Below are 22,789 nucleotides of genomic sequence, written 5' to 3'. Positions count from 1 at the left end.
ATGATGAAAAAAATATAACCTCATAAAATCAATGTATTAAGAAACATTATAATTTGGCACTCCCTTTGCTCTATCTCTATATATCAAAAGAAAAAGCAAGGGAGGTGAGTTATGTCAAGCAGAGATAAAAAGACCTTACTGTTCGTCCATTATGGTAATGATTGGATCCGAGGATCTGAAATCTGTTTAATCAATCTCATCAAAAGCATTAACCATCAAAAGTACAACTGTATTTTATGGTGTAACCAACAATGTCTTGCAGATAAAGTACAAAAGCAACTCAGTGCAAGTTATGTCACGCCATTTACGGTATTACTTGGTTGGCACTCACCCCGCTTTTCTCTTTCTAATTGGCATGAATTCTACCAACAAGGTAAAGCCATCATCAATCAACACAACGTTGATTTGATTCACTGTAATAGTGCAGCACCTTGTCAATGGATGAACCTCGTCGCTCGTCATACCCAAACGCCCCTAGTGACACATTTACACGTTCAATACCCCTTACTAGAGCGATTAAGCTTAGGTCTTCACTTTAGTCCTAAATTAATCGCAGTCAGTGATGCTATTGGTCAAAATTTATTGCTTGATGGTTATCAGAAAAAAGACATAACAATAGTTCCAAATGGGATAAATACAAAAAAACTCAATGCTCAAAAGCCAACGCGATTAAGAGATCAACTTAATATTGATAAAAACGCTTTTGTATTAGCGACATCAGGTTCATTAATTTATCGAAAAGGTGTTGATTTAATTATAGAAAGTTTACACAAGCTCAATGCTGAAATCCTTAATATACATTTAATCATTATTGGTGATGGTGAGGAGCGTCCTGCTCTCGAACTACAAACCAAACAATTAAATTTAACCAATAATATTCATTTCTTAGGTGAGCAATGCAATGTTGTTGGGTTGTTAAAAAGTGACGTTAATGCCTACATCAATGGTGCACGTGATGAAGCTTTCGGTCTTGCTTTAGTTGAAGCCTCGCTTGCAAAACTACCTGTTATCGCTCCGATGGTTGGAGGAATACCAGAAGTCATCACTCACTACGAAACAGGGTTATTAACCCAACCCAACGACAGTGACTCCTTTGCAAAGGCCATCATGGTATTCATTCAGAATCCCTATTTAGCAAGACGAATGGGACAAAGGGGAAAAGAGACCGTATACCGCCATTTTACTCTTTCACACTATAGCAAACAGTTTGAAACTATTTATGAGCAACAACTAGATATACCTACCGATTCAACGTATTCAAAACCATTCTGGCAAACGGTACAACCCCTATTATCCAACGTTTTACATTTATTATTTAAAAGTAATGAGGTGAAATAATGAAACAACTTCCTTTATCACCAACATTAAAAAGCACATCGCTTTATGTCAGCAGCATTATTTTAATGAAAGGGATCTCGTTATTTATGTTGCCTTACATTGCCAATCATATTTCACAATCGGAATTAGGCCGATTGGAGTTTTTAGTGACATTTTCGATGCTTCTAAGCGCCGTTCTTGGATTTTCGTTACATAAAGCCTTATGTGTTTTTATAGAACGAGAGCAAGACCCTCACAAAAAACGTAAAATAACTGGCGAAATATTTACTTTAGCCATGATCATTGGTGTGATATCTCTTGTTGTAATTTGGCTATCGACCCCTTTCATTAATGAGTTATATCCTCAATACGCAACAACCTCTGAACTAGAGCTTTTATTAATGCCCTTAGCATTTGAAGGGATGATTATTGTTGTACTCAACTCATTACGAATAAGAGAAAAAGCCGAACTGTTTTTCTTCTTAACTACAGGGCGAGCACTCTTACAAATACTCTTAACTATTCTATTTTTACATCAAAATTATGGTATTTCAGGGATCTTATTGGCAGGTTTTATCAGCGCAGCCTTACAAATTTGCGCTCTTATATATATTCAAACCAAACAAAATAGAAAGGTTCATGGCACTGGATACCTATTTAACAAAGACATTACTGCTCTTTGTTTTCCCTACAGTTTACCGCTACTGGTCGGTGGCTTAGTCGCATTTGTTTTAAATGGCGGTGAGCGATGGATTTTACTAGAACATACCTCATTTGATGAGTTGGCAATTTACTCTGTTGCCATTCAGTTTGCCTTAGTCCTTACATTATTAATGGAACCATTCAGTATACAGTTAAGCCAAAAGCGTATTAATTATTTACAATCAAAAGGAAAGAAAAGTACCACGAAAGTAATTGAAACCCACATTGTATTGCTGTGTATATTAACAACCATTGCTTGCTATTGTGTCCCTGTGTTTATTGAATGCTTAATGTCTGCAAATTATCATCAAGCCAAAAATTCAGCTATAGCCTTGATCATCGTTTCAGCAATAAAAGAATTAAATAGGTTAATAAACATTGGTAATACAACAGAAGAAAAAACGAAAAAAATATTATGGATTAATACATTATCAATTCTATCCGGGCTTACATTACTTATATTTACAGCACCATCTTATGGGATTAATGCAGTGTTATTCTCATTAATCACAGCGCAAAGCATGCAAGTAACATTAACGTATATTCTTACACAGCATAGTAGTCCATTACCTTACTCTGTAGGGAAGTTAACGGTACTGTTTCTTATCACAGGCATATCAATAACACTCAGCTTGTCCTCACTACCAAGTACCGTACATTTGGTTGCTACCATAACCAGTGCTTTGTCTATATTCATATTCGCTTATCAATTACAACTGATCACCCTACCTATTCATAAAAGCAGAAAATAGGAAAAATGATGATAAGGAATGATGCACCACTTCAATCAAAACCCTTTCAATGGTTTGCCGCTATTGTCTGCTCATTGCTAGCAGGGGTTTTATGGCGCTTATTTCCTCACCCTGCATTAATTATTGTATTAGGTATTTTACCTCTAGTTGTTCTCTATACGCTTAGCCGTCCATTCTTAATGGTGTTGCTTTTTGTCATTTTCTCTTTCTTTAGAATTCATGAAGTATTTCCTCAATTGTATAGTTTAAAAATCCCTCTTTTGCTTTCTCTGGGCTCTTTAGCCGCACTAGGCTTGCAAGTCGGGATAACTAAAAAAATCAAACTATTCTGGTGTAAGGAATTCACACTACTTACTTGCTTCATGTTGTTAATCATTATAGGTATTGTCTTTGCCAGTAATCGCCCTATTGCCATTGAATACTTCAAAGGGATCTATTGGAAAATAATACTCATGACATTCGCAATCGCTGTCTTAGTACGAAGTCCTCAGCAACTTTCATTTACGCTAAAGACCATTACAATTGCAGGTGTATTAGTGGGGATCGTCGCGATTCAAAACAAACTTGGTGGTATTGGTTTGGTAGAAGGTACTCGTGTCACCATAGGCCGAGAATTTGGATCCATGCTTGGTGATCCTAATGATCTCGCCCTAGTTTTGTTGTTCCCAACTTCTTTTGCCGTCGGGCTGCTTGTTACTCATCAACTACCTTGGCATCAACGCATGCTTGGCCTTGTTGCTATTCCAATTCTCTTCTGGGCTGTAATAGCCACTCAAAGCCGCGGCGGATTATTGGGTATGATTGCAGTATTCGGTATTTATGGATTACAGCGCATTAAATCTAAAGCCCTCTTATTTTCTATCGCCATCATGGCAGGCTCTGTCTTGTTTATCGTTGCTGGCATATCCGATAGATCGTCAGGTGGTGCAGCCGAGGCTGGTGTTGATGAATCCGCCATGGGCCGTTTATATGCATGGGAAGCCGCCTTTAAAATGGCTATGACTCACCCATTAACAGGAGTTGGCTTAGATAACTTTTTTGCTAATTATTTTTATTACAGCCCTCATTGGGATGGATTAAACCACGCCGTTCACAGTACATGGTTTGGTGTACTCGCAGAGACTGGATTCCTTGGGCTTATTGTTTTCATTAGCTTAATTGCTGTATTAATTAAAAATGCCAATAAAACCCTACAAGCAATAAAGCCAGTACAGGATATAATTGATCCTGCCATATATACCTGTGCTCAGGCTGTATTTGCAGGGCTAATTGGGATAATCGTTTCTGGGACCTTTTTAACCCAAGGCTTTAACTGGCCTATTTACATCTTAGCGGCACTGGTTGTTGCAGTAGGAAAAACCAGTGAGATAGCATTAAAAAAATTAGCCGAACAATGATGTAATACTCACGAAAACCCTCCAAACACATTAATATCAAATCGATTCTCAAAATGAGAAACTCGCCAAAGCAAAAAACACAACACCTTCAAATTATTGATAAATAAATAAAAAATAACTGGCACAATCCGTGAAGTATTCATTGTATGCATTATCAAAAAAGGAATGCCACTATGAGTACCTTATCCGTTTATCGCTTAAAACAATGGTTAAAAGAAGGCGACAGTCCGTTAGCTTCTAGCTTATTTCAAATGGCTAAATCGATTCGTTATTTCGAATTACCAACACCTCGCCTTCTGAATCAGATCTTTTATGGATTACATCGAGCTATTACGACTCAATGGCAAGCTTTCACTCATCTCGTTTTCTACGTGCCAGCATTTAAAGGACGTTTAAGCTCGTATGGGAAAAGAACCTTATTATATGGAGGACTGCCTTTTTTTAGCGGTCCATTAACCATGAGCATTGGTGATGACTGCCGAATATCAGGTCAAACAACCTTTAGTGGACGAACTACTTCAGACAACCCCACACTAACCGTTGGAAATAATGTTGATATCTGTTGGCAAACAACAATTGCAGTCGGCAGTAAAGTCGTTATTAGCGACAACGTTCGCATTGCTGGACAAGGTTTTTTGTGCGGTTATCCAGGACATCCAATTGACCCAATCGATCGCGCACTAGGTAAAGCAGATTTAAATAGTCAAGTCGGTGACATTGTTTTAGAAAAAGATGTTTGGCTTGGATCTCGCGTAAGCATTATCGGCAATGTAACCGTAGGGGAAGGCACTATTGTCGCCTCAGGCAGTGTCGTTACCAAAAGCTTACCTCCATTTGTCTTAGCTGCTGGCAATCCTGCAAAAGTGATCAAACAACTGGATATAACAAGCGCTGAAACCATCAAAGAGGAGAGCCGTCATGAAGCATGATCTGATTGTTTTTGGCGAAGATTGGGGAGGCTTACCCTCTAGCACCCAACATTTAATTAAACAACTCTCCCTTACTAGAAAGATAATCTGGGTGAACTCTATTGGATTACGCCAGCCAAACTGGTCATTGCATGATATTAAACGCGCTTGGAAGAAGCTAACACAGCCTAAAGCTGAAAAGGAAACAAAATCAACAGCTAACCACTCTCCCTTTCAAGTAGTTAATTTAAAAACGATTCCAGCCCCAAAGGGAGTATTTGCCCGTTGGGTTGCAAAGCTATTAATCGTCAAACAATTGAAGCCATTGATAAAAAAAGCGGAATTAAAAAATCCAATCTTATGGACTTCATTACCCACAGTGGCAGATGTTTGTGGCAGTTTAGGGGAATCAAAAATCATATATTATTGCGGTGATGATTTTGGTGCTTTAGCCGGCGTTGATCACGATGTTGTACTTGCGCATGAAAAAAGATTGATAAAAAAATCAGACATTATTTTGGCTGCAAGCCCTGTCTTGTGTGAAAAATTCCCTAAAAACAAAGTAAAATTTTTACCTCATGGTGTTGATTTTATTCTATTTAATCAACCTGTTTATAGGGCAAAAGACTTACCTAATGATGGACGTCCTATCGCCGGATTTTATGGTAGTTTATCAAAATGGCTTGATTATGACTTACTTAATCACGTTATTGAGGTTAACCCTGATTGGCACTTCATCTTTATTGGCCAAAACGAATTGCCTTATAACCCTTTTGTTAAACGAGAAAATGTTCATGTATTAGGCCCAAAACCACATCATCAATTACCACGCTATAGCCAACACTGGCAAGTGAGCTTATTACCCTTTATAAAGAATGAACAAATAAGAGCCTGTAATCCACTAAAACTGCTTGAATATTTAGCAACAGGGACCCCAATTATTAGTACAGATTTTCCGGCATTAGTCCCTTATAAATCAGCGATTCACACTGTAAATTCAGTCAATGAATTCAACTCCAGTTTAAATACAATTCAACAAAATTGGTTTAATCCCAACAAATTAGAACGTCATAAACAAATGCAACAACAAACAAGGCTGATTAAAGCACATACATGGCAAGCTAAAGCAAAACAACTTGATTCTTGGTTGGAGGCATTATGATCACATTAAGCCAACGTATTTTCATTATTTTAGAGTCAGCGTGGCGTCGACGTTACCTGATTGCGATTCCTATATTATTAATGCCAATAATAGGGTTCACAATTGGGAAATTAGCTCCTAAATATTACGAATCACATACCAGTATGTTGATTCAAGAAACCGCCAAAATGAATCCATTTCTTGAAGATTTAGCGGTTTCAACCATGCTGAAAGAGCGCTTAAGTTCATTACAAACATTATTGCACAGTCGCCATATTTTAGGTTTGGTTGCTGAAGAAAGAGGGTATATACATAACTCAATGTCTCCTCAAGCCATTGATAACGCCGTAGCTCACTTATCTAATAATTTATCTGTCACTATGGCAGGTAAAGATCTTATTCGTCTTGACTACAGTTCGACAAAACAAGAAGGAATGAAAGACACACTTGAAGCTGTCAGCCGACATTTTACTGAGCAATTACTCGCACCAGAACGTTCATCAATGAAAGACTCGAGTCAATTCTTAGCAGAAAACATCTCTTTTCGTCGCGAAGCATTAGATATAGCAGAAGAAAAATTAGCTCAATTTAAAAGCAGAGAAAATACGATTTTACCCGAGATGCAAATCACTAGTTTAGATCGACTAACCAAACTAAAACAGCGCTTATATGAACGTCAAGCTGAACTTGCTGGAGCCCAAAAACGTTTAGGTTCTATTGATTTACAATTATCAAAAACCAACCCTGTGATTGGTAAAATAGAAGAACAAATCATTCGAATTCGTGGGGAGCTTACCTTACTTCAAGCCAAATACACCCCACAACACAGTAAAGTTCAAGGGAAATTAAGAAACCTAAATCGATTAGAAGAAGAGCGAAACCGTTTATTATCTCAAACACAGCCAAGTCTGAGCAGTGAGCAGCTATGGGATATCGCGAGCAGTAATAGTGTAGAAGATTTAGCAAAAGCACCTCCAATCCTTCTTTCTCAACTTGAAGAACTACAAAAAGCCACCAGTAAAGTAGATGCGTTAACAGAGGAAACTAACGTACTAGAAAGTATGATAAAAGACCTTGAAGTACAAGCCGCTAATTTTGGTAAAAATGAAAAAGAGTTGTTCCAATTACAACGAGATTTAGCATTAAAACGTCAGCTGTACACAGATCTCGTTGAGCGATTTGAGATGGCTAAATTAACCAGTTCCCTCGGCGTTTTTGAACAGGATAAACGAGTGAAAATCATTGATAGGCCTTATACACCAAATAGCCCATCGAACTTACCTAATATTTTATTTGTCATCGCTGGTTTATTCGGAGGTATTGGGCTAGGTATTGGATTAGCCATCATTGCTGAATTGTGCGATACGACCATACGAAGAAAAGATGAAATATCGGCGTTAAGTTCTGCACCAATATTGAGCCGTATTCCTGTACAAAAAATGCCTCATTTTGAGAAAAATCGCACTAACCAAAGAAGAACAAATAACACATACTCAACACATCAATTATTTGATCAGCATACTTAATTACTGCCGTTTTAATTTCATTCTCATTTTGAGAAAACCAATAAAAACAAACATAAACCATTGATTGTAAACAATATAAAAATTGGCATAAACCCTGCTATCTATTACTTACTAGTGCAAAAAGATAATTTAAGAATAAAACATAAAAATTATTATGAGGAGCCAACCATGAAAACTATTCTTCACGTCGTTCAACATCTTGCACCTGGTGGGCTAGAAGCCATGGTTCTAGATATGTTGGCGTTTACGGATCCGAAACACCAAATCATGGTAGTAAGCTTAGACGGTACTTTAGATAGTGCACTCAAAGGTTGGCCTAGATTAAAAGAATACCAACACCAGCTTATCTTTTTAAATAAAAACCCTGGATTCTCATTGTCCGTCATTAATCAATTACTGACCATTTTTAAACAATATAAGATTGATGTAGTTCACTCTCACCACATTGGTCCTTTGCTTTATTCAGGTTTCGCAGTCATGTTTAATCGTAAAGTAAACCATGTTCATACAGAGCATGATGCTTGGCATTTAAATACAAAAAAACATTTCTATTTACAAAAACTGGCTCTTTCCTTATCTAAACCAAAACTAGTCGCTGACGCTAATTTTGTAAAAAACACATTAGAAAATATTTTTCAAGAATACCCAATCCACACCATAAAAAATGGTATCGATCCTTGCAAATTTACCGCAGGAAACAAGCACCAAGCAAGAAAAAAATTAGGTCTCAATTTACCTGAAAACGCAAAAGTTATTGGTAATGCTGCTCGCTTAGAAGCCGTAAAAGGGCATCCAAATTTAATAGAGGCCATGACCTTTTTAAAAGATGATTACCACTTACTATTAGCTGGTTCGGGAACTCAAAAGAAGTACTTACAGCATTTAACTCGTCAATATAAATTAGAAGATAGAATCCATTTTCTTGGTCACGTTGAGCATATGCCTGCTTTTTATCAATCTCTTGATGTTTTCTGCCTCCCATCAAATAACGAAGGCTTCCCACTTTCAACCTTAGAAGCTCAGTCTTGTGGAATACCTTGTGTTGCCCACAATGTTGGAGGCGTTTCTGAAACCTTGTGCCCAATATCAAGTAAATTAGTAAATAACAACCTTCCATTATCACTAGCCACAGCAATAGAAGAACTAACAAATCAACAAATACAAGATAATCCAAGAACATTTATCTTAAATAATAACAATGCTAAATCCATGGCAAGTGCCTATGAGAACCTATATTTTTCAGGAGTATCTATATGAATACTGCCCTTATTACCCTTACCTCCCTTAGTATTTTTGCAGTGGTTTACCATCATGTACTGTATCCACTGTTTTTACGTTGGTTTTCAGCACGGCACCCACAACACAGCGTAGATGTCACACTAAGAGGTTTTCATCAATCAAAACTTGATCGCACCTTACCTACAATCACCATGATTATTCCAGCCTATAATGAACAAGAATGGATAGCGGATAAAATTCGTAATCTATCTTGTCTTGATTACCCCTCAAACAAGCTATCAATCATTATTGCCTGTGATGGATGTACAGATAAGACACTTGAAATTGCTTATAACACCATTCAAGAAGCCGTATGCTCTGATGTGCACATTGAAGTGCATGACTTTGGGCACAACCAAGGAAAAGTAGCACTACTTAATCAGTTAATACCTCAATACAACAGCGATATCATTGCCCTTAGTGACGTATCAGCTCTACTTTCATACGATGCCTTACTTATCGCAGCAAAACACTTTGAAAATCCAAATGTAGGCGTCGTAAATCCAACTTATCATCTGCTTGATCCTAGCTCAGAGGGAGAGAAAAAATACTGGGAATACCAAACTAAAATCAAACAACAAGAATCAACTCTAGGCTCTAGCTTAGGCTCGCATGGTGCTTTCTATTTATTCAGACAAGAATTATTTATCTCATTAGATAAAGACGCCATTAATGATGACTTTATCTTACCAATGAAAATAGTAGAGCAAGGATATCAAGCCATTTATGAACCAAGCATTAAAGCTCTAGAATTAGAACACGTAATGCAAGATGAAGATTTCACCCGACGTCTAAGAATATCGGCAGGTAACCTGCAGCAATTACTGCGCTTATTTCCACTGCTAAATCCTAAATACAAAGGCACTGCGTTTACTTTTTTCTCAGGAAAAGGGTTAAGATTAACCATGCCTTATTTCATGATTTTCGCTTATATCGGTTCTATTTTCCTTCTATCAAATCCAATTTTCTTAGCCGCATTTATCGGGCAAACCTTAGGTTATAGCATTGGATTAATGGGGTTTCTTTTCCCCACCTTATTCTCAAATAAATATTGCCAAACGTTAACCTACTTGGTTACAGGGCACACCGCAAACTTACTAGGTGGACTTAATTACCTATTTAATAAACCAACCTCTTTTTGGCATCGAGTACATAAATAATTAAGGAAGGATATTATGATGGATTCTTATTACACCATTAATCAGCCAATCATTAGAGCTAAACGTACTTTCGACATTTGCTTATCACTTATTGGTTTATTGCTCACTTTACCTCTTTTTCCTTTTATCGCATTAGCGATTAAGCTCAATTCAAAAGGCCCCATATTCTATCGCCAACTACGGGTTGGAAAAGCACTACCAGAACAAGTGCATGTTTTTGAAATGATTAAGTTTAGAAGCATGATACAAGATGCAGAAGTAGCAACAGGGGCAACACTAGCAACCAAAGGAGATAACCGTATCACTCTCGTTGGTCGTTTTTTACGAAAAACCCGCTTAGATGAACTACCTCAGTTTTTTAATGTGCTGAAAGGAGATATGTCTTTGGTTGGTCCAAGACCTGAAAGACCAACCTTTTACAATAAGCTAGAACACGAGATCCCCTACTTCAGCGAACGTACTTATGGCGTGTTACCTGGGATCACTGGACTTGCTCAAATCAATCAAGGTTATGATACCTGTATTGATGATGTTCGCTCAAAAGTAGGGTTTGATCATAGCTATGCGCTATCATTAAGATCAATATCAAGTTGGTTAAAGTCAGACATCTCTATTTTATTGATGACAATCAAAGTAATGATTTTTGCTCGAGGGCAATAATCAATATTTCTAACATCCACAGAGATAACTGCTTATTTTATAAATAGTAAGACATCACAGTATTACAATTGAGACGAATACTAGGTATATTTACCTGCTAATATGACAATATATGTAAATTTTTGCTGGTTACTGGGTGTCTTAAAATGCAGAAGTCACTAACGTCTTCGATTATCATTCCTGAAAAAATACAACAAGATTGGCAGAACATGCTAAATGTTCTTACCGATATTGCGAAGGTGCCAGCTGCTCTGGTTATGCGTATTAATGAAGAAAATATGGAAGTATTCTCATCCAGTACTTCCAATAGAAATCCCTATACAAAGGGGAATAAAGAACCTTTAAACCAAAATTTGTATTGCGAACACGTCGTTAAGCACCGTCATCAACTCATCGTTCCAAATGCATTAAAAGACCCAAAATGGAAAGACAGCCCTGATGCCTCTCTTAATATGATTGCATATTGTGGTTTGCCTTTATTTTGGCCAGACAACACTCCCTTTGGCACTGTTTGTCTTCTTGATGATAAAGAAAGTACATTCAACCCAATCTACCAGCAATTATTAAAAACATACCAACAGTCGATTGAAGCGCAGCTTAGCACTCTATTTCAGCATTCGGAGTTATTAAAGAACCATCAAAGACTACAACTAGAAATCGCAAAAAATAATAATCACATACATGAAATAAATACCAAATTAGCCAATGAAATTGACTGCCGTAGAGCCGCAGAGCAGAAAGTTGAATACCATAAAAATCATGATATTGGCACAGGATTCTTAAATCCTATCGCACTCTATCGTCATATGGATAAATTGATAAACACGAGCCATCAATTTGTTTTATTGCATGTCCACTTTGCAAATAGCAGAAAAATACAGCAAGAACACGGGCATTCAGTGTTCGATCTTCTATTGACTCAATATCGCTCTAAATTGACCAAAATAACTGATACCTCTGTAACGGGTCGTTTGGACTCCTCCGATATTTTATTAATTGTCCATGCAGATAAAGAAAAACTTCCTCAACTCTGCCGGCATCTTTCTGAAATTGGACAAGCAAGTTTCTCAAATAATAGTAAGACCATACATCTACAAAGCTATATTGGTGCTGTGCATTCTAAAGACGGAGCATCTCGCATTGAATTATTGCAATGTGCTTATAACACCGTGATCGAATGTCAAAATTTAGGTAAAACATTTACTATTTCTGATCGCTCTCTACCTATAAAGTCAACACTCTCTGAGCATAGAATCGAAGGCTATTTATTAGAAGCCGTACGTAATAATGATCTATTTTTAAGCTATCAACCAAAAGTATGTCCATACACAAAGCGTTGGTTAGGTTGCGAGGCACTACTACGCTGGGATCATCCTCATCTAGGAGCGATCTCTAATGATGTATTAATTCAATTAGCTGAACGAAATGGCCTCATATATGAGCTAGGTAACTTTGCTCTTAGAAGTGCTGTTCAACAAACGTCCGAATGGGTGTTACATTCCCCAAACTTTGTTACTGCCGTTAATATCTCTGCCGTGCAATTAAAAGACCCATATTTTGTTCAACATATTCAACAACTGTTAGAACTCTATAATCTCCCAGCTAAAAATTTAGAACTAGAAGTGACTGAAAGTGGGTTAATTGCAGATGAAGTGCTCGCCATTGAGACCTTAACTCAACTACATCAAATGGGGATATCTATTGCCCTTGATGATTTTGGTACTGGTTATGCTTCTTTCCAATATTTAAAAAAATACCCATTCGATACGTTAAAAATAGACAAAAGCTTTATTGAAAATATCGAGCATAATTCTGCCGACCAGAACATCGTTTGTGCCATGATTAATATCGCTAAGAAACTGCAATTAAAAGTCGTAGCTGAAGGCGTTGAGAACATGAATCAAGAACTTTTTGTTAGTCGTGAAGGCGTTGATATTATTCAAGGCTACCTCTATTCAAAGCCGATTACCTCAGACAAACTTGAAGAAGGATTATTTAACCAATCTTCAATTGGAAGCCCCTATTTTCAATTTATCTAGATAGAATAGTAGAGGGTTTATTAAGAATGGTTATTACCCAAAACTATTAACACAATAAGAATTGAGTGCAATTTCAAAATTTGATTCTGTGGGCAGGTAGTTTCTAAACTCAATGATAATCTGTTATTCTTGCCAAAAATATTGTACATAAAAATGAAGTCAGCATGAATATTCAAAAAATAGAGCAAGAAGTTCAACAATGGTTAGACGATGTGGTAATCGGCCTTAATCTTTGTCCATTTGCCGCTAAGCCTAACCGCAATAAACAAATCAAAATTTTTGTATCAGAAGCAACAACAGAAGAGATTCTGCTTGAAGATGTACTGCAAGAATTAATGAACTTAGATTCTAAAACAGCAGAAGAGTTAGAAACAACATTGGTTGCTATTCCAAACATGCTGCAAGATTTCATTGATTATAACTTCTTCTTAGATTGGGTAGATGCTCTTATTAAGCAGCAAGAATGGGAGGGTACATTCCAGATTGCGACTTTCCATCCAAATTATTGCTTTGGTGGTGCTGAACCTGAAGACGATGAGAATTTAACAAATCGCTCCCCTTACCCTGTTCTTCACCTTATTCGCGAAGAAAGTATGGCAAAAGTACTGAAACACTATCCAAATCCAGAAGCGATCCCTGATACCAATATCGCTCGTGTTGAAGCATTAAGCCCTGAAGAGCGTCGTAAGTTATTCCCTTACTTGTTTGTATAAACTACGCTAACTGTATAATTAGATTTACTTGGAGAGCTCTTAATGAAACGAGTCGTTTTATATGTCGCTGACAAATGCCCACACTGTAAAGATGCTCAGCGCTACCTTGATTCTAAAAAAATTGCATACAGATTAACCAATGCAAAAATGCAAAGAGGACGCAAGGAATTACAAGCCATGGGCGCTCGTTCTATCCCTGTTCTTAAAATTGGTGATCAAGTAATGGTTGGCTGGAATCAGAAAAATTTTGATAAGATGTATAACAGTTAATTAAAAACAAAATGGAGCTGATTAGCTCCATTTTTTACTCACTAGATCGCTTTACTACCCAAAGATCTTACTCCAGATACTTGGGTTACGCTTTTTATGATACTCAACTCGTAGCTCGTCAATCTGCGCTAATGTTTCTTTTGCTTTATCTAAATTACCCGCTTCTAAATCCAATTTAATAAGATCTACTGATACCGATAATTTATTAAAACCTTCTTGATACATGTCTTGTTTTTCAGGGCTATAGGTTTCTTGCTTTAGATAATCAATTAATGACTCAAGCTTCATCACTGATTGACTCATTTCTTCAATAGAATCTGCTCGTTCACTTAATTTAAACTCTAATCTCATTTCTTTCATCGCAGCCTTAGTATCAACAGGGGCTTTGATTAGTGTTTTCGTATTGCTCAGATCTGTCGCTTCATTTGCAGTATTTGCCATAGCGCCAACAGAGAAAGTCAAAGCTAACGTTAAAAATAGAGTTCTCATATCAATCCTTTAAATAAACTAATCGTGCAGTGTAAGTTATCATTAGCTAGGCTCACAGGATTAATGTGTTTCAATTCATAATACTGTGAGCATTTAACCAATATGACTTACTTTAATGGCTTCAATAATTGTTTTATAACACTGACTAAGCTCATAAATACAATCATCATGGCAAGTAATGGCAACACAATCCACATGCCTATGTGCAATGTTGGCTCAAGTTTAAAACCCCATTTCACTAAACTAAATACGATTGCTTCTGCGCCCATTACAGCAACAAAGCCTGCGGCTAGTGCCATGATCCCGTATTCACTCCATAACGTCTGACTAATACGCTGACGACTTGCCCCAAGCGTTCGATAAAGGGTAATTTCACGTTGACGTTGATACAAGCTCAAACGAAGTAAAGTGAATATTAATAACACACCACTCACCACACCTAATCCAGCTAATACACTTAACGACCATGTAATTTGAGCAAGCATCGCTTGGATTTTTCCACCCATGGTTCTAAAATCCAATAGGCTTACGGTTGGATAATCACGAGCCAGTTGATTCAATAACGTATTTTCATTGTCATCTACTTTAAAACTCACTAACCATGTTGCGGGTAAATCGGCAATGACATCTGGGGTGAAGATAAAATAGAAGTTCGGTTTCATGCTCTGCCAATCAACAATTCGAATTGAATTAACCACCGCAGAAAAAGACTGACTGTTCACAGAAAAGCTTAATTTATCTCCAATTTCAATGCCCAAATCATTGGCAACGTCTTGCTCTACAGAAACACTATTCGACGCAGTCCATTCACCCGCTGTCACTTCATTATGAATGGGTAACGCATCACGCCACGTAAAGTTAATTTCACGACGTAATGCTTCAGATCCTTGCCCTTCTCCTTTCATCTTTTCTTTGGTGCTTTCGCCATTAATCTCAGTTAAACGACCACGAACAATCGGGTAGCCTTCAGAACGGTCTAGCTTTTCATTATCTAATTTTTGTAGATACTCTTGTTGTTCATAAGGGGCAATATTCATCGCAAATACATTTGGGGCACCTGGTGGAAGCGTTTGTTGCCAATCACCCAACAGATCGGTTCTGACTAACCAAATCACCGCAACTAACATTAATGAACCAGACAGTGCCGCAAGTTGCATCATGCTATTTTTTGGAGAGCGTTTAATTCGGCTTAACGCCAATGTCATTGCCGCTCCCCATTTAAAGCGACCAAACAGGTGTACTAAGCCATAACTAACACCGGCAAGTAGAACAAACAACACCACTAAACCAATAGATACCATCCACACTAGGCTGTTTGTGCCATACATCAATAAGAATGCCACAACAGGTACAGCAATAAGCCATAATCCCTTTTTAGACGAGGCTGTAATTTGAGATTGCAATACCGCTATCGCAGGTGTATCAAGCAAACGTAACAGAGGAATACCCAATGCAGGCAAGCCAATAAACAGCGCAACGACCGAGCCAAACGCAAACGGCTGCCAACCATAACTTGGTAGATTCTCAGGTAAAATATCGGCTAATGGGATACGCAGTAATAACTCTAGCCCAAGACCAATAAGAGAGCCTGCAACCACACCAGTAAAGAACATCAAACCCACTTGGCTTAATAACCAACGTTTCAACCATTGCTTACTTGCGCCCATGCTTTTTAGCATCGCAACCGTATTAGCCCGACTAGTTGCGTAGTGTTGACACGTTAATACCAAGGTAACCGATGCCATTAATATCACCATCAAAATAGTCAGAGATAAATACTGTTTGGCTTTTTGCATTAAATCAGCAGTTCGACCTTGAGTCTCTTCGCTTATCCAACGCTCTCCTGCTTGCAATTCATACTCACTTTGCAGTGACGATATTGCATTGTCATCACCTTTAAATAGCGTTCGATATTGAACTCGGCTGCCCAGTTGAATCGCACCCGTTTTATCTAAATCAGATTGATGAATAAATACACTTGGCATGGTTCTAAACGGGTTAAATGCTAATTCGGGTTCTGATTCAATCACACCACTGATTGGTAATTCAGCGTCTCCAATAGCAATGACATCACCAATATTCAGCTCTAATAACGATAAAAGGCGATCTGCAATCCACACTTCACCTTGTTGAACATGAGTGTGTATTTCATTATTCGCTCCATTTAATAAAAGCTCACCGCGAAGTGGGTAATTACTTTCGACTGATTTCACACTCACCAATTGCATTCCAGTGTCGCTGAATGCCATGGTTTGAAAACGCACTTGAGAAGATAAAACTAAATTTTTCTCATGCGCTTGTTGCAGAATAAATTCGGGGGTTGGATTAGCAGAGCGAAACACGAGATCCGCAGCCATCATAGAGCGGCCTTGGTCTGTCATTACTTTTTCAACCCGGATAGCCAAGGCAGATAAAGCCACCACACACGCCACTATCAAGGTTAAGGCTGCCATCACAGGCCATAATTGACCTTGCCAGATCTCGCGCCAACTCCAACGCAATATCATTTTGTTCCCAGAAGATTTGTTATCTCCTAAGATATTTGGCCTCACAGATTGCTCACTCATACCGTTTTTACCTCTTCATTAATCTGCCCTGCATTAATGGTAAGTGTGCGCTCACATCGTTGTGCGAGCTTAGAGTCATGAGTGATAAGCACCAAGGTTGTGCCGTGTTTTTGGTTCATCTCAAACAAAAGTTCAATGATATGTTCTGCGGTAGATTGATCGAGGTTACCTGTAGGTTCATCTGCAAACAAAATACGAGGTTGCGTCATGAATGCTCGCGCTAATGCCACACGTTGCTGCTCTCCACCAGAGAGTTGAGAAGGAAGATGCGTTTCTCGTCCCGATAGGCCAACAGACTCTAACAACTGTTTTGCCTTCTGAATGTCTTCTCCTTCACCGCGTAAAATCGCAGGTAAAGTAACATTTTCAAGCGCTGTTAATGACGGGATAAGTAAGAAGCTTTGAAACACAAAACCAATGGATTCACTGCGAATTTGAGCACGAGCTTCATCATCTAATTGGGAAAGACTTTGTCCTAATAATTCAATGTCACCAGAAGTAGGAATATCTAATCCCGCGAGTAAAGTCATTAATGTCGACTTACCCGCACCAGAGGTACCAACAATCGCTACACTTTGACCAGATTGAACCTCAAAAGAGATGTCTTTTAAAATGGTAAGTTCTGCATTGTTTGAAATCACAGACTTCCCTACTGAACTCACTTTTATGGCTGCTGTCATGGTCATTTCCTTTTGATATTATTTTTATGCTATTACGCGTATTGTATACGCAAGTGTCAGTTAATCAGCAATTTCCTTTACACTACTTTAACTATTTGTTTCTGGTATTCTATTAATATTACTTATTTATAAGGTTGAACATGCGTAAATTTCTCACTCTTTTTTTGGTTTTATTAAGTAGCCAACTATTCATTATAAAAAATGCTTATAGCCAAACCTTATTGATCCTTGGTGATAGTTTAAGTGCCGGTTATCACATGCCAATAGAACAAAGTTGGCCTTCGCTATTACCTGCTCAATTAAACAAACTAAACAAACCAACAGAAGTCGTTAACGGCAGTATTTCAGGGAATACTACAGGGAATGGCTTAAATCGCCTTCCAGCACTCCTATCTCAACATAAACCAAATTATGTATTAATTGAATTAGGTGCAAATGATGGTTTACGTGGTTTTCCACCACAAAAAATAAATGTTCATTTAGAAAAGATGCTTACTCAAATTAAAGCAGCTAACGCTCAACCTCTATTAATGCAAATTCAAGTACCGCCTAATTATGGAAAACGTTACAGCCAAGCATTTGGTTCACTCTATCCAAAATTAAGTGAAAAATATGAGATACCTTTGCTGCCATTTTTCCTAGAAAAAGTGGTCATAAAACCGGAGTGGATGATGAAGGATGGGCTGCACCCAAAATCAGAAGCCCAGCCTTGGATTGCAGAATTTATGGCAAAAGAGTTGGCGCCTTACTTAAAATAAGTAAAAAATAGATTCAATAAAAAAGCCGGATAATCACTATCCGGCTTTTTATTTAATATTAGAGGTAGATCACCTAATCAAGATCATCAGATGATGAATCACTGTGATCATCAGAACTGTCATCTGATGAACGTTGAGTGCCACACAACGTATAGTACTTAGGTTTAAAGTTAATCTTGTTTTGATACTTCAACCAACATTGTGCAAATTCTGAAATCTCAGCAGGCTGGTGCTGTACTTGCTCAACAAATCGTAATTCTGCTTCTGATTCAGCGCCCATTACACCGTTTAGTAATGATTGCATTGTTCGACCGTAGGTTTCTAAAATCAACGCTTCGCGGATTGTAAAACCACTGCGACTAAAACCTCTTTTGAAGTTTTTGTCATCGTAAAATTTAGTAAGAGTTCGCATTGATGCTTCTTCGTGACCACAAAAAAGGTATATGTAATTCAGAGTGAGGCCGTTGTACAACAAAAAATATTAGCGCTTTCAATTAAAATATTTTATTGTTGGCAATACCACCATCAAAGAGATGAAGATATTGGATACTGATCTGCTTAAAACCTTCCTAGAAGTTACAAAAACGCGTCATTTTGGGCGTGCTGCAGAGCATTTATTTCTCACCCAATCGGCCGTGAGTTTCCGCGTTCGTCAATTAGAATCGCAATTAGGAAATCCGCTGTTTACTCGTCAACGTCACAATGTGCAACTTACCGCGGCTGGTGAACGATTATTGCCTTATGCTGAAGCGATTTTGCAAACATGGGGACGAGCAAAACAAGATGTCGCCCTAACAGAAGAATACAATTCACAAATCACCATTGGGGCAAGTGCATTAATTTGGGAGTTTGATGGTATCTCTGATTGGATAAACGGTATTTACGACACGGTTCCGGGATTAGCATTACGGTTAGAATCAATCCCTCGACAAGATCTTGCGAAGTCGTTATTAGATAAAAGTGTCGATCTTTTTATTACCAGTGAACCACCAAAAATTGATGGGATCCGTGTTTTTAAAATTCGAGATTATCAATTGCAACTCGTTTCTCAAGTCAAAAACTGCACCATGAGTAGTATTCAAACATTACCCTTGGTTTATTTAGATTGGGGCGCTCGCTTTGCTATTCAGCACAGTAAGATCAGTGAATTACAAAGAACGCCTATTTTGCACAGTCACTCTTCTCGCATGGCGTTAGATTATCTAATGACTCACCCAAGCGTTGGTTATTTACCTGCACCTGTGATTAATCAGAATGTTGAAAGCAACGAGCTCTATGTTGTCGAAGATGCTCCTATCATGGAACAAGCACTGTATTTAGTGTGGCAAGAAAAAAGTGACAAATCAGAGCTAATCAATCAAATTACCGACATAAAACCTCGGATGGTGACAGAAAGCGTTTAGATGTATTAATAACACTAGTTTAATAAAAAACTGCCGAGTAATCAGTTAAATTATTGATTACTCGGTTTCTGTTTTATAGTAAACAAAATATAATAATAGAAGAATCAATACGTTATTATATTTTTTAAGCCTATCCTAACCTGACTTTAAAATAAAAAATTATGAATAATTCTTTCATGCTCGACTTTATTACCTTGTAATTCATTGAGATAATTATTTCTTTTATGCATTTGAATATTTAAGACTATTGTGTCTTTTTTATCTTCCCCTAAAAAACTAATTGCACGCCTCATTACATCTCTGTCTTTGTAACTCAAATAATATATTTCACACATGACAAGCTGAATGGCCTCACTCATTGTCATTCCGTTTGTTTGTAATTGCTGAAATATTTTTTTATCTAAAGACGCATTGTTTATTAAGTTCATATTCTACCTATAGTTAAGATAAAACATCCTTGTGAAATTTATGTCTTTAATGATATAAATTTACTATATTAATAAAAATGGCATCTTGAATTTAAATAATTCCAAGATGCAGAATATCCTCCAATAGGTTTATATCGCCTCTGAATCGAGCTACTATCGAGTACTGAGTACACAGGGGCAACTTCACAAGCGAGGTCGTCAGCGGAGCAGACAGAAGCAAGCGAAGCCAACCAGTTACACAGCGACGGACTCGAACCAAGTCTATACGTGGGATATCACTTATTTACCTTCAAAGGTTCGAGGCCAACACTATTACTTGTATGTCATTGAGGACATCTACAGTCGAAAAATTGTTGGTTATGAAGTGTATGAGCATGAATGCGGTGAGCTGAGCTGGCGTCACAACTTCTACAACGAACGTTGATGCGAGAGCAGTGCTTCAATCAAGCGCTGGTTCTTCACTCAGATAATGGTGCGCCGATGAAGTCGTTGACGTTTAAAGCAAAAATGGAAGAGTTAGGTATTACTTCATCGTATAGTCGCCCAAGAGTCAGTGATGATAACCCGTATGTTGAGTCATTGTTCCGCACGGTAAAGTACATGCCAAGCTGGCCAACAAAGGGCTTTGAAACAATCGACAGTAGTCGAAGTTGGGTTGAAGCCTTCGTACGCTGGTACAACACGGAGCACAAGCACAGTAAGCTGAATTATGTCACGCCTTCAGAGCGTCACAATGGAAAAGATAAAGAGATCTTGAAGCGCCGAGTGGAGGTACTACTCGCTGCAAAAGAGCTAAACCCTGAACGCTGGCCAGGTGATATCAGAAACTGTGCGCCTGTTGGTGACGTTCACCTAAATCCAGAAAGAGAAGTAGCTTAATAAGCAAGCAAATGATGACAACTACCTTGAAAAACACCGCTTATGCATAACAAACATTCCCAAAAAAACAATCGCGCATTCTATAAGTAAGAGAAATAATTGATACCTAATAATAATTAATTCTTAAAGGGTAACAATGATGATTTAACAATAATTTCTCGGTTAACATTTATAACCTCACTATGCACTTTCCTATTCTCTTTAGCTTGTAGATAAGTTATCTTTCCTTTAAAGAACAATTTCCTAAGGCTCACTTAGCATTTCAAAATATCATTGATTTATGGAGTAAAAGATTGAACGAACATCAAGATCTATCCTTTCAAATTGAGACGCTTTTTAACGTCGAACAAGAAGATCAATTTAAGCTTCTCGGCGAATACGTTGAAAATGGTCTAGATAACGGTTCATTTGCTCGTATCTTAGAAGCTTTCCCTGTCGACCAACGTGTGCAATTATGGCGACGCTTGCCGCTAGAAATGCATATAGATGTTTTAACAGAAATGCGTGCGGACGCTCGTGTCGCTATCCTTGAAGAGCTCTCTGATGCTGAATTAAACTTCACCTTAGCCAAACTGGATAACTTATCGTTAATCGAATGGGCAGAATCTCTACCTGATGAAATCTTCAGCCTTGCTTTACAGCTTATTAGCCGCGATGAATTGGATTTATATGATGATGCAAAGCAGTATGAAGATGATGAGGTTGGTCACTGGGCAGACCGTAAAATTGCAACCTTGCCTTTCAATGTCAGTGTTGGACGTGCGAAAAAACTATTAAAAACTAACTTATTTGAGTCTCACCAATACATGCACTTAATAAACCGTGCTCATAAGTTTCACGGCATTGTGCAATACACCGATATTTTAACTGCGGATGACTCAGTTAAAATTAATACGTTAAAATTAGAAGACTGCTTAGTTCTGAATGTACATCAACCTCTCAATGAAAGTATTGAAGCCGTTGAACACTCAGCGGTACCAAGTGTGGCGATTATCGACGACGATAACGTTTTAATTGGGCAACTTGATTGGCAATTTGCGATTAATACCCAGCGTGAAATTTACGAAACTCGCTTAATGGCCGGTACTGGTATGGATGAGGGCGACGATCTTTTCTCTCCTATCATTAAGAGTTCAAAAAAACGTGGGGTTTGGCTTGGTATTAATTTACTTACCGCTATCTTAGCTTCTGTAACGATCGGATTATTTGAAGATGTAATCACTCAAGTCGTTGCACTGGCAGTATTAATGCCAATCGTGGCCTCTATGGGCGGTATCGCTGGCAGCCAAACATTAACCTTGATGGTTCGTGCGATGGCGCTAAATCAAATTACCCCGGGTAACCGCTTTGCGTTATTAAAAAATGAATTAGGAATTGGCTCAATCAACGGTTTGCTATGGTCATTAATCATCGGTGGTCTTGCTGGTGCTTGGTTCCAGTCGTTCGCGTTAGGTGCCACCATTTCACTAGCTATTATCGTTAATATCATCACCGCGGCCTTATTTGGTGTACTTATTCCTATCACATTAGATAAGTTTAAATTAGATCCGGCACTTGCTGGTTCTGTAATTTTAACGACAGTGACTGATGTTGTTGGTTTCTTCGCTTTCTTAGGAACAGCAAGTTTAGTAATGATGTAATGTTGATACCAAAACACTGAGTCAATCTCAATGGCTCAGTGCTGCTCTCTTAATTCCTCGATACTCACTCACCCGCTTTCAG

The 22,789-nt window shown here is 38.0% G+C and carries 20 protein-coding genes and 1 pseudogene; 16 read left to right on the top strand and 5 right to left on the bottom strand.

Annotated elements, in window-relative coordinates; all coding sequences use genetic code 11:
• Window positions 1-111: 111 nt before the first annotated feature.
• The 12 genes from AC2IP4_RS17215 (at window position 112) to AC2IP4_RS17160 (ending at window position 13,863) form a co-directional block, all read left to right on the top strand.
• Window positions 112-1,338, top strand: coding sequence for a glycosyltransferase family 4 protein (locus AC2IP4_RS17215; protein ID WP_486311184.1), 1,227 nt, complete (start codon window positions 112-114; stop codon window positions 1,336-1,338).
• Window positions 1,338-2,771 carry a lipopolysaccharide biosynthesis protein gene (locus tag AC2IP4_RS17210; protein ID WP_375319947.1) on the top strand — a complete coding sequence of 478 codons (1,434 nt, stop codon included), beginning with the start codon at window positions 1,338-1,340 and terminating at the stop codon, window positions 2,769-2,771. The genes AC2IP4_RS17215 and AC2IP4_RS17210 overlap by 1 nt, the downstream gene beginning before the upstream one ends.
• A gap of 8 nt (window positions 2,772-2,779) precedes the next feature.
• Window positions 2,780-4,168 carry an O-antigen ligase family protein gene (locus AC2IP4_RS17205; protein ID WP_375320839.1) on the top strand — a complete coding sequence of 463 codons (1,389 nt, stop codon included), beginning with the start codon at window positions 2,780-2,782 and terminating at the stop codon, window positions 4,166-4,168.
• 173 nt (window positions 4,169-4,341) lie between these two features.
• Window positions 4,342-5,097, top strand: coding sequence for an acyltransferase (locus tag AC2IP4_RS17200; RefSeq protein WP_375319948.1), 756 nt, complete (start codon window positions 4,342-4,344; stop codon window positions 5,095-5,097).
• Window positions 5,087-6,238 (top strand): glycosyltransferase, encoded by a 1,152-nt coding sequence (locus AC2IP4_RS17195; protein WP_486311183.1) that lies wholly within the window; start codon window positions 5,087-5,089, stop codon window positions 6,236-6,238. Before AC2IP4_RS17200 ends, AC2IP4_RS17195 begins: the two co-directional genes overlap by 11 nt.
• Window positions 6,235-7,743, top strand: a complete 1,509-nt coding sequence (locus tag AC2IP4_RS17190; RefSeq protein ID WP_486311182.1) for a GumC family protein — start codon at window positions 6,235-6,237, stop codon at window positions 7,741-7,743. The genes AC2IP4_RS17195 and AC2IP4_RS17190 overlap by 4 nt, the downstream gene beginning before the upstream one ends.
• Window positions 7,744-7,911: 168 nt before the next feature.
• Window positions 7,912-9,000 carry a glycosyltransferase gene (locus AC2IP4_RS17185; RefSeq protein WP_375319951.1) on the top strand — a complete coding sequence of 363 codons (1,089 nt, stop codon included), beginning with the start codon at window positions 7,912-7,914 and terminating at the stop codon, window positions 8,998-9,000.
• Complete coding sequence (locus AC2IP4_RS17180; RefSeq protein ID WP_375319952.1) at window positions 8,997-10,181, top strand: glycosyltransferase family 2 protein; 1,185 nt, start codon at window positions 8,997-8,999, stop codon at window positions 10,179-10,181. The genes AC2IP4_RS17185 and AC2IP4_RS17180 overlap by 4 nt, the downstream gene beginning before the upstream one ends.
• A gap of 15 nt (window positions 10,182-10,196) precedes the next feature.
• Complete coding sequence (locus tag AC2IP4_RS17175) at window positions 10,197-10,841, top strand: sugar transferase (RefSeq protein ID WP_375319953.1); 645 nt, start codon at window positions 10,197-10,199, stop codon at window positions 10,839-10,841.
• 146 nt (window positions 10,842-10,987) lie between these two features.
• On the top strand, window positions 10,988-12,880 hold the full coding sequence (locus AC2IP4_RS17170; protein ID WP_375319954.1) for a bifunctional diguanylate cyclase/phosphodiesterase: 1,893 nt from the start codon (window positions 10,988-10,990) through the stop codon (window positions 12,878-12,880).
• Window positions 12,881-13,044: 164 nt separating this feature from the next.
• Window positions 13,045-13,593, top strand: coding sequence for a DUF1415 domain-containing protein (locus AC2IP4_RS17165; protein WP_375319955.1), 549 nt, complete (start codon window positions 13,045-13,047; stop codon window positions 13,591-13,593).
• Window positions 13,594-13,635: 42 nt separating this feature from the next.
• Window positions 13,636-13,863 (top strand): glutaredoxin family protein, encoded by a 228-nt coding sequence (locus AC2IP4_RS17160; protein WP_045104395.1) that lies wholly within the window; start codon window positions 13,636-13,638, stop codon window positions 13,861-13,863.
• A gap of 54 nt (window positions 13,864-13,917) precedes the next feature.
• Here the strand turns inward: AC2IP4_RS17160 and AC2IP4_RS17155 are convergent, their stop codons facing one another.
• The 3 genes from AC2IP4_RS17155 to AC2IP4_RS17145 all read right to left on the bottom strand — a co-directional run bounded on the left by AC2IP4_RS17155 (window position 13,918) and on the right by AC2IP4_RS17145 (window position 17,599).
• Entirely contained in the window at window positions 13,918-14,352 is a 435-nt protein-coding gene (locus tag AC2IP4_RS17155) for a cytochrome b562 (protein WP_375319956.1), read from the bottom strand.
• A gap of 107 nt (window positions 14,353-14,459) precedes the next feature.
• Window positions 14,460-16,919, bottom strand: a complete 2,460-nt coding sequence (locus tag AC2IP4_RS17150) for an ABC transporter permease (protein WP_486311181.1) — start codon at window positions 16,917-16,919, stop codon at window positions 14,460-14,462.
• A complete protein-coding gene (locus tag AC2IP4_RS17145) occupies window positions 16,916-17,599 on the bottom strand; it encodes an ABC transporter ATP-binding protein (protein ID WP_375319958.1) in 684 nt (227 codons plus the stop codon). The genes AC2IP4_RS17150 and AC2IP4_RS17145 overlap by 4 nt, the downstream gene beginning before the upstream one ends.
• Window positions 17,600-17,739: 140 nt before the next feature.
• Here AC2IP4_RS17145 and tesA point away from each other — a divergent pair, with 140 nt between their 5' ends.
• Window positions 17,740-18,357, top strand: a complete 618-nt coding sequence (tesA, locus tag AC2IP4_RS17140) for a multifunctional acyl-CoA thioesterase I/protease I/lysophospholipase L1 (RefSeq protein WP_375319959.1) — start codon at window positions 17,740-17,742, stop codon at window positions 18,355-18,357.
• A 73-nt stretch (window positions 18,358-18,430) separates the two neighbouring features.
• Here the strand turns inward: tesA and AC2IP4_RS17135 are convergent, their stop codons facing one another.
• Window positions 18,431-18,829: a MaoP family protein gene (locus tag AC2IP4_RS17135; RefSeq protein ID WP_486307824.1), complete on the bottom strand. Its 399-nt coding sequence runs from the start codon at window positions 18,827-18,829 to the stop codon at window positions 18,431-18,433.
• A gap of 70 nt (window positions 18,830-18,899) precedes the next feature.
• On the opposite strand from AC2IP4_RS17135, the gene hdfR reads away from it, so the two are divergent.
• Complete coding sequence (hdfR, locus tag AC2IP4_RS17130) at window positions 18,900-19,760, top strand: HTH-type transcriptional regulator HdfR (RefSeq protein ID WP_375319961.1); 861 nt, start codon at window positions 18,900-18,902, stop codon at window positions 19,758-19,760.
• A gap of 146 nt (window positions 19,761-19,906) precedes the next feature.
• Here the strand turns inward: hdfR and AC2IP4_RS17125 are convergent, their stop codons facing one another.
• Window positions 19,907-20,188 (bottom strand): hypothetical protein, encoded by a 282-nt coding sequence (locus tag AC2IP4_RS17125; RefSeq protein ID WP_375319962.1) that lies wholly within the window; start codon window positions 20,186-20,188, stop codon window positions 19,907-19,909.
• Window positions 20,189-20,315: 127 nt separating this feature from the next.
• Here AC2IP4_RS17125 and AC2IP4_RS17120 point away from each other — a divergent pair.
• Together AC2IP4_RS17120 and AC2IP4_RS17115 are read left to right on the top strand one after the other, a co-directional pair.
• A pseudogene (locus AC2IP4_RS17120) lies at window positions 20,316-21,067 on the top strand (IS3 family transposase); the annotation flags it as partial.
• Window positions 21,068-21,360: 293 nt separating this feature from the next.
• A complete protein-coding gene (locus AC2IP4_RS17115; protein WP_105055660.1) occupies window positions 21,361-22,707 on the top strand; it encodes a magnesium transporter in 1,347 nt (448 codons plus the stop codon).
• Window positions 22,708-22,789 lie beyond the last annotated feature (82 nt).

The organism is Aliivibrio thorii (assembly GCF_057368585.1).
The sequence above is the reverse complement of the archived record's forward strand: the minus strand, read 5'-3'. Positions and strand labels throughout refer to the sequence as shown.